Annotated in this window: 7 protein-coding genes and 1 rRNA gene; 1 reads left to right on the plus strand and 7 read right to left on the minus strand. The window is 33.3% G+C overall.

The features are described 5' to 3' along the window. Nucleotides 1–234: 234 nt before the first annotated feature. Complete coding sequence (locus GVV10_RS09290) at nucleotides 235–456, minus strand: hypothetical protein (RefSeq protein ID WP_159521967.1); 222 nt, start codon at nucleotides 454–456, stop codon at nucleotides 235–237. Nucleotides 457–562: 106 nt separating this feature from the next. Here GVV10_RS09290 and GVV10_RS09295 point away from each other — a divergent pair, with 106 nt between their 5' ends. After that, nucleotides 563–2,077: a bifunctional metallophosphatase/5'-nucleotidase gene (locus GVV10_RS09295; protein ID WP_159521969.1), complete on the plus strand. Its 1,515-nt coding sequence runs from the start codon at nucleotides 563–565 to the stop codon at nucleotides 2,075–2,077. A 66-nt stretch (nucleotides 2,078–2,143) separates the two neighbouring features. On the opposite strand, the gene GVV10_RS09300 is transcribed toward GVV10_RS09295, so the two are convergent. From GVV10_RS09300 to rrf, 6 genes are all read right to left on the minus strand, one after another. Continuing rightward, nucleotides 2,144–3,370 (minus strand): extracellular solute-binding protein, encoded by a 1,227-nt coding sequence (locus tag GVV10_RS09300; protein ID WP_159521971.1) that lies wholly within the window; start codon nucleotides 3,368–3,370, stop codon nucleotides 2,144–2,146. Between the two features lie 18 nt (nucleotides 3,371–3,388). Further along, complete coding sequence (locus GVV10_RS09305; RefSeq protein ID WP_159521973.1) at nucleotides 3,389–4,669, minus strand: MBL fold metallo-hydrolase; 1,281 nt, start codon at nucleotides 4,667–4,669, stop codon at nucleotides 3,389–3,391. Then, nucleotides 4,653–5,471, minus strand: a complete 819-nt coding sequence (locus tag GVV10_RS09310; RefSeq protein ID WP_159521975.1) for a carbohydrate ABC transporter permease — start codon at nucleotides 5,469–5,471, stop codon at nucleotides 4,653–4,655. The genes GVV10_RS09305 and GVV10_RS09310 overlap by 17 nt, the downstream gene beginning before the upstream one ends. 1 nt (nucleotide 5,472) lies before the next feature. Then, entirely contained in the window at nucleotides 5,473–6,357 is an 885-nt protein-coding gene (locus GVV10_RS09315) for a carbohydrate ABC transporter permease (RefSeq protein ID WP_159521977.1), read from the minus strand. Next, nucleotides 6,357–7,430, minus strand: coding sequence for an ABC transporter ATP-binding protein (locus GVV10_RS09320; protein WP_159521980.1), 1,074 nt, complete (start codon nucleotides 7,428–7,430; stop codon nucleotides 6,357–6,359). Before GVV10_RS09320 ends, GVV10_RS09315 begins: the two co-directional genes overlap by 1 nt. A 221-nt stretch (nucleotides 7,431–7,651) precedes the next feature. Then, a 5S ribosomal RNA gene (rrf, locus tag GVV10_RS09325) occupies nucleotides 7,652–7,740 on the minus strand; the annotation flags it as partial.

A 7,740-nucleotide genomic window follows, 5' to 3' on the forward strand; every position in this document is an offset into this window, starting at 1 on the left:
GCCAGGATCAAACTCTTCATTTGATTCTTTCTCATGAATAACTCTGACGAGTTATTGTTTTATTTTTGTTATCTATTTCTGTTTGAAATTGACGTTTCCTGTTCAGTTTTCAAAGACCATTGCTGCGCTCCGTTTCCCGGTCAACGCTTGATTATAATACCATCCACATACTCCCTTGTCAACTCTATTTAGTAATTAATTATACTTTATTTTTTTATTAACCCATTATCAGCATTACATACCTGATTTGCGCCTTATTTTACATTCTTTTTGTACTTGTGTCCTCAATAAACCCAACGCTCTTAATCTATTATTAACGATATTTTCATAATTGTATTCCATATCCCAGTCAACATCTTTGTATATATCTACACTTAATATTTCAGCCTGCTTTTTATTCATCCGACTTTGTATTAAAATTTGATCTTTTATTTTGGATAATTTATAGGTATCCATCTCTATCACCTCAATGATAAGTATATCTAAGCCAAAATTTTAATACAATCTATCGACTTCATATCCTTTATTGAAATACTTTGATATAATTTATCCAGGTGATAAAATGAAAGTAAAATTATTTGTAACAACAGATATTCATGGAAATATTTTTCCAACCAACTACACATCAAGAGACAATGTAGAAGACTACGGACTTGCTAGAATTAGTACTGCAATTCAAACTTATCGAGAACAAGGTGAAATTATACTCTTAGACAATGGAGATTCATTTCAAGGAACTCCTCTAACAACCTTTGCTCACGAACATCCTAATGAGTATATGAACCCAATCGCTCAAGCATTCAATACTTTAGATTACGATTATATAAACTTAGGCAACCATGATTTTAATTATGGTCGACCAATTTTAGAAAAATTCATCAAGGAAACTAAAGCGCCCTTGTTGACATCGAATCTAACAATTGACGGCAAAGCACCAGGACAAACACAAATCATTGAAAAAGATGGAAAGAAAATTGCACTGATTGGTTTATTAACACAATATATCCCTAAATGGGAAAGACCCAATCATATTGAAGGCATGGAATTCTTTTCAGCTTACGATCATTTAGAAAGTGAAGTCAAACGTTTACGCAATGATGTCGACTATATCATCGCTATGTACCATGGAGGATTAGAACGAGATCCTGACACTGGTACACCAACAGAGCGATTAACCGGAGAAAACGAAGGTTATCAACTCACCGATATCGAAGGACTTGATATCTTAATAACCGGACATCAACACCGAACTTTTGTGAAAAGAGTCAATGGTGTGCTTGTGACACAATCAACCTTTAAAGGTCAAGAGTTTGTAACCATAGATTTAGATTTAGAAAATGGCGAAAGCAACGCAAAAATTCACGAAGTTGCAAAATATCCCGTAGACGAATCATTCCTAGTTCCATATCAAGAGATTGAACAAAGAGTTCAAACATGGCTTGACCAAAAGATTGGCACATTAAAAGATGGTCCTGTTACAATTGCTGATGAATTAGATGCACGTATCAATAAACACCCAATTGTTTCTTTATTAAACCAAATTCAATTAGATCGAAGCGGAGCAGATATCAGTTCCGTAGCATTATTCAATAATGCTTCAGGTTTTAATCAAGAAATTACAATGCGCGACTTGGTTAGCACTTACATTTATCCTAACACTCTAGTCGTTAAATCAATGACAGGCAAAGCAATCAAAGAAATGCTTGAATTCAACGCTATCTACTTTGTTGTTGATGGTAACAAAATAGTTCCGAACCCAGCTTATGTCGAACCAAAACCACAACATTATAACTATGATATGCTAGATGGCATAGACTATACAATTAATGTTGGCAATCCTATTGGTGAAAGAATATCAGATGTGTTCTTTAATGGAAAGCCTCTAAATGATAATGATCATTATAAAATGGTTGTTAATAACTACCGTGCAATGGGCGGAGGTAATTTCCACATGGTTGCTGAAAGTGAAACCGTTCAAGAAATCCAAGAAGAAATGGTTGACACCATCGCGAATTATTTCAAAAAGAATCCCGAAGTCGTCATTAATCACAAAAATAACATCACAGTAAAAATTTAACAAAAAAGCCAAGGTTTCTCAATTGAGAACTTTGGCTTTTAAAATCTCTTTAATATTTATACTACTTTATTGATTCCATGCAGCTTGCATTTTTGTTTGATAATCCGCTAAGACTTTCTTAACATCTGTATTTTTATCTGCAAGAACTTCACTCATCATATCTCGACCCAAGTTATATGCTGGATCAGCATTTTCGATAACAGGAATTGTGAACATTTTCTCTGTAGCATCACCCACAATATGTGGTGCTTTACTCTTGTCTGTTGCTGAATATTTTTCATCAGCAATCACTGAGTTTCTTACTGGAATATACCCTGTTGAAAGTGCCCAATCTAATTGAACATCTCCTGATACTAAGTATTCAATAAATTTAGCTGCTGCAGCTTGTTCTGCTTCTGTAGCTTCTTTAAACATATAAATATCTGTACCTTGTGATAAATTGATTTCTGATGGTCTATTTGAAATTCCAAACTCAAACTTACCTTCAGCTGCTTTAGCAACGTGTGATTCACCAGCAATTGAACCAATGTTCATCGCCAATACTTCACCACCTAAATCTGTTGACAAGTACTCACCTGAGTTTGCCATTTTGAAGTAACCTTCTTTTACACCTTCAAAGTAGAAGTTAACAACATCTTCACTTTCTTGGCCAGTTACGTCTAAATCCTTATTGAAATCAACACCTGCGTTTTTCATTCCAATTGCATAATAATTATTTAGAGAGTCAAATCCTGCTCCAACTACTTTTCCTTCTGATTTTTCAAAGATTGTTTTTGAAGCTGTTGCAAGTTCTTCCATTGTTGTTGGAACTTCAACACCATATTCAGTCAGCATATCTGCATTATAATATAACACTTCAACAGATTTGTTAAATGGAATACCGTATTGAACGCCTTCAATAACACTTGCACCTAACATGTCTTTGTTAATATCATCTGAGTTTTCAATTCCTTTTACAATTGGTCCCATATCCACTAATAAACCTTCTTTAGCTGCATCCCATAACCAGTTTGGATATGCTTGGGTAATTGTTGGTAAATCTTTAGGTGAAATAAATGTTGAATTTAATTTAGCTTGTAAGTCATTATATTTCCCTTGATTTTGTAAAGTAATCTTTATATCTTTATTTTCTTCCATAAAACCTTCTGCAAAACGTGTCAATGTTTCTTCTTGAGCACCATTCATTGCATGCCAGAAAACAACTTCTGTTGGCTCATCTTTACCCTTACCACTACATCCTACTAATGCAAAAACTAATAATAAAACTATAATAAATTTACTTGTTTTTTTCATTTATGAAAAATGCCTCCTCTAAATTGTACTTCCTCTTTCTGGTAAATAACGCTTTCCATGCGGATTTTCTAAAAGTTCTGGTCGCAGTGAATGAATTGGAACTAAAACTTTAGCTTCAATTAAATCAACAATCTTATTAAGATCTTCAACCTTCGCATGGCCTGAACAAGCTAGACGAATAAATTCAACATCTTGGTTTTTTAATGTTTCCAAAAACGGTTGATATGCCGGATCAAAATCGCCTAACGGTGTTGCATCACTATGGATATAGACACCACCTCCTTTAAGATTTTCAAATTTGTCTACCACTTGCCATAGATATTTATGATCATCTGCAATTAATTCATTGTAATCTTTTTTTAATTTTTTGTTTAACTGATAAGCATCATCATTACCATAATATGCTACATCAATATCCAAACACTCCTTCAGAATATGAGCAAAAGAAGCCTCCATGACCACTTGACGTGGACTCTGTTCAACAATCTCTTTCATCCGTTTGACATTTGCTGGATAACAGTTAAACGTAAGTTGTTTGTCTGGGTTATCATTCACAACTTGCACAATATGGTCCAAAAGATCTTGTTCACTCTCAATCTTTGGTGCACTTGGGTCTACTGGTCTTTCAGGGAAGCTAATTGAAACACCTTCTATAATTACGATGTCTGCCCCTTTCGCCTGATTAACAAATTCAAGTGAATCATTTCTATCAAATCCATGAAGACGTAAATCACCTGTATAAGCGACAAACAAGTCTGGAGTTTTGATTAATAAACCACAAGCTCCATAAGCATCATGATCCACTCTTAACAATTCAACATCAATTTCTCCTACTTTAATGTGTTCCTTATTGTTACAAGGAATTATATCGCGAGTAAACCCTTCACTTACGTCATACAGTGGTAAAATAAAGTCGTTATTAGCATTCAAACTTTCTAAAAGCAATTTCGTTTCTTTCAATGCATACATTGGAATACTTGGATCCAAGTAATTCACCATTCGTGTATGATCTAAATGCACATGACTAAGAAATACTGCCGTATCTTTGAAAGGGCCTTGGCTCTCATGAGGATAATTATAATTTAATCTAGAATCATAAACACTGTCTAAATGAGGAACTAATCGATGCTCTATCAATGTTTGTAAACGCTCATCTTTCAAATTTAATTCTGGCTTAAACTCTGTTCCAAAATCAAAGAAGATACGTGCCCCATCATATTCAACTTCAATCACAGTCCCACCAATTGTAAGTATCCCACTGTGAAATGTGATTTTTGTTTTTTTATCCTTTAACACCATTTTTTGCCACTCCTCTTATAATTTCTTTTCTAAACTTAAAGTACACTAATAATATTGGAATAATCGTTAAGGTTGCTGCAGCCATTTGTAAGTGAACATCATTACCACTCTCAGTTGTAAAAGCAGTCAACCCATTATTTAATAACCTAAATTTCTTTTCATTCGTTACGAGTAAAGGCCATAAAAAGGAATTCCATCCTGAAATAAAACTAAGAATACCTACTGTAACCAAGGCTGGTTTAGCTAATGGTATCATAATGCGTTTGATAAATTCCAAATCAGTCGCTCCATCAATTTTCGCAGCTTTATAGTATGAAATTGGGATACTCTTTAAATAATTTTGTAAATAGTAAATATAAAATATACTTGTTAATGAAGGAATAATCAAAGCAGTATACGTATTAATTAAACCTAGACGTGCAATCGTTTGATAATTTGTAAAGACGATTGATTCATAGGGAACCATTAATAACGAGATCAATACCACTAATATAATATTTTTATACTTAAACTCTAATTTGACCAAAGCAAAGCTTGCTAGTATTGCAGTCACTAATGTTGAAAGAGTCGTAATTAATGATACAAAAACTGTATTAAAGAAATAACGAACAAACGGTGCTTTATCAAAAACTGTCATATAATTACTAAATTGAAAAACTTCAGGAATAAAAGTTGGTGGAATACTTGTTGCTTCTTGATATGTCATCAACCCAGCAAGGATCATATAGATGAATGGAAATAAAGTAATTGCAGCAAATAGAATAACAAATGCTACCGAAAATACTTGAACAATTTTTTTCATATTACTTCTCCACCTTTGCAATGATTTTGTTTTGAATAAATGTAAATAATAAGATTAACAAGAATAAAATTACAGTGGCTGCCATTGCAATTCCAGGTCGGCCTGCGATATGGAATTTATCATAGATATAGAACACCGCAGTACTTGCACTATTCGCAATACCGGCAGTCCCTCCAAACAAGGCATAAACTTGACCATAGACTTTAAAAGCACCAATAAAGTTAACAGTTAATAAAAAAGTAACTGTAGGAATTAATTGCGGTAAAGTAATCCGACTAAATTTTTCCCAATTCAATGCACCAAACATATCCGCAATTTTGTAATGCTCTGGATCAATATTTCTAAGTCCTGCTAATAAAATAATAATATTAAAGGCTAGGCCAGACCAAACCCCAAAGATGATTAACGTTGGAATACTCATCTCTATACTATTCAACCAATTAATCGGTGCTAATCCAAATAAAGCTAAGAAATAATTAATAATACCATAATTAGTATTAAAGAAATAACGGAATACGATCCCTATGGCAACTGTACTTGTAACATAAGGAATAAAATATACAGTTTCAAAAAATCCTTTGAACTTTATTTTTTCAAATACTAACCACGCTAACAATAATGAAATAACTAAAGCGATTGGAACCACCATAAAAGCGTAAATAGCTGTGTTTTTCATCGCTTTATGAAATACTGGATCACTTAAGACTGTTTGATAATTTGATAATCCAGCAAATTGTTGATTTAATAGTGAACCGGATTGAAAGGACATGGTAAACGATTTAAATAATGGATAAATATTGAAAACAGCAATAATTATAAGTGCCGGTAACAAGAATAACCAAGCCTTTGGTTCGTTCTCAGCACTGTAACGTCGCAAAGGTTTCATTAATAAACTCGCTCTCCTGTCTCTTCAAAAATAAACACTCTCTCATAATTAAAATCACATTTAATTTGATCATTTTCGTTGATTTCATTTTCTATTTTCACAATTGATTTAGTTTTAATATCACCTAAATCAAAATTAACTATTCTATCACGACCAATAAGCTCAACACTTCGTACACTTACATCAAATAAGGAATCCTTATCAACAACTAATACATCTTCAGGTCGAACACCTAATAAATAAGTTCCATCCTTTAATTCAGTTTTAAAACGATCTGTTTTTAAGTTACTACGCTCAAATTCAAAATGTTTTGAAACAATTTTATTACCCTCAACTGTAATTGGTAAAATATTAATCACTGGATTACCAATAAATTTCGCAACAAATAAATTATTTGGTTCTAAATATAAATTTTGAGGGTCGTCGTGTTGTTGAATAACGCCTTCATCCATTAAAACAATCTTGTCGCTAATTGACAAAGCTTCTTCCTGGTCATGGGTTACAAATACAGTCGTAATACCAACATCTTTAACTAATTTTCTGATTTCTTCTCTTATTTGTAAACGTAGTCGAGCATCAAGATTACTCAATGGTTCATCTAACAACAAAACACTTGGATTTTGAACAAGCGCTCTTGTAATTGCGACTCGTTGCTGTTGCCCTCCAGACATTGTTGCAGGTTTCTTATTATCGAGATCTTCGATACTTGTCAATTCCATGAATTTACGAGCTATTTTTTCTGCCTCATCTTTAGGCATTTTTTTCTTACCGACAGTTAAGGGAAACATAACATTTTCTAAGACTGTCATATGCGGATAAAGTGCATAGTTTTGAAACACAAAGCCAATGTTACGATCTTTCGGATGTTTCTCAACCATCGACTCACCATTTCTAACTATTGTTCCTGCTGTAGGATCAAGTAAACCTGCAATTAGATTAAGGATTGTTGTTTTACCACAACCACTTGGGCCTAGCAAACAAACTAACTCACCCTCCTCAATAGAAAAATCTACAGATTTCAATGCTTCAAAGCCATTATCAAAGACTTTGCGCAATCCATTAATTTCAATCATTCCTTTTCCTCCTTAACATGTAGTAAGATCAGCAAAATAATATTTTTAGTTTATGCCATCATACACTCTCTAATTATACCAAGCATTTCATATTTTTGTAGCAATCTAGGCAATTTTCTTTCATTATTTACCTTTGTTAACATTTATTAACAATTTATAACAAGTTTATGCTCATTAAGACACAAAAAAAGGATAATCAAGTGAATGATTATCCTAAGTTTACCTGGCAATGAGCTAATTTCACTATGGCTAGCATAGCTATACTCGCCGCTAAAGTGCTTAACTTCTGTGTTCGGGATGGGAACAGGTG

It is taken from the genome of Erysipelothrix urinaevulpis (assembly GCF_009828835.1).
In the GTDB taxonomy this organism is placed as follows: domain Bacteria; phylum Bacillota_I; class Bacilli_A; order Erysipelotrichales; family Erysipelotrichaceae; genus Erysipelothrix; species Erysipelothrix urinaevulpis.

Excerpts from the sequence above, each read along its gene's own strand:
- GVV10_RS09290 (WP_159521967.1), bottom strand. The coding sequence starts at position 456 with ATGGATACCTATAAATTATCCAAAATAAAAGATCAAATTTTAATACAA.
- GVV10_RS09300 (WP_159521971.1), bottom strand. The coding sequence starts at position 3,370 with ATGAAAAAAACAAGTAAATTTATTATAGTTTTATTATTAGTTTTTGCA.
- GVV10_RS09310 (WP_159521975.1), bottom strand. The coding sequence starts at position 5,471 with ATGAAAAAAATTGTTCAAGTATTTTCGGTAGCATTTGTTATTCTATTT.
- GVV10_RS09305 (WP_159521973.1), bottom strand. The coding sequence starts at position 4,669 with ATGGTGTTAAAGGATAAAAAAACAAAAATCACATTTCACAGTGGGATA.
- GVV10_RS09320 (WP_159521980.1), bottom strand. The coding sequence starts at position 7,430 with ATGATTGAAATTAATGGATTGCGCAAAGTCTTTGATAATGGCTTTGAA.
- GVV10_RS09315 (WP_159521977.1), bottom strand. The coding sequence starts at position 6,357 with ATGAAACCTTTGCGACGTTACAGTGCTGAGAACGAACCAAAGGCTTGG.
- GVV10_RS09295 (WP_159521969.1), top strand. The coding sequence starts at position 563 with ATGAAAGTAAAATTATTTGTAACAACAGATATTCATGGAAATATTTTT.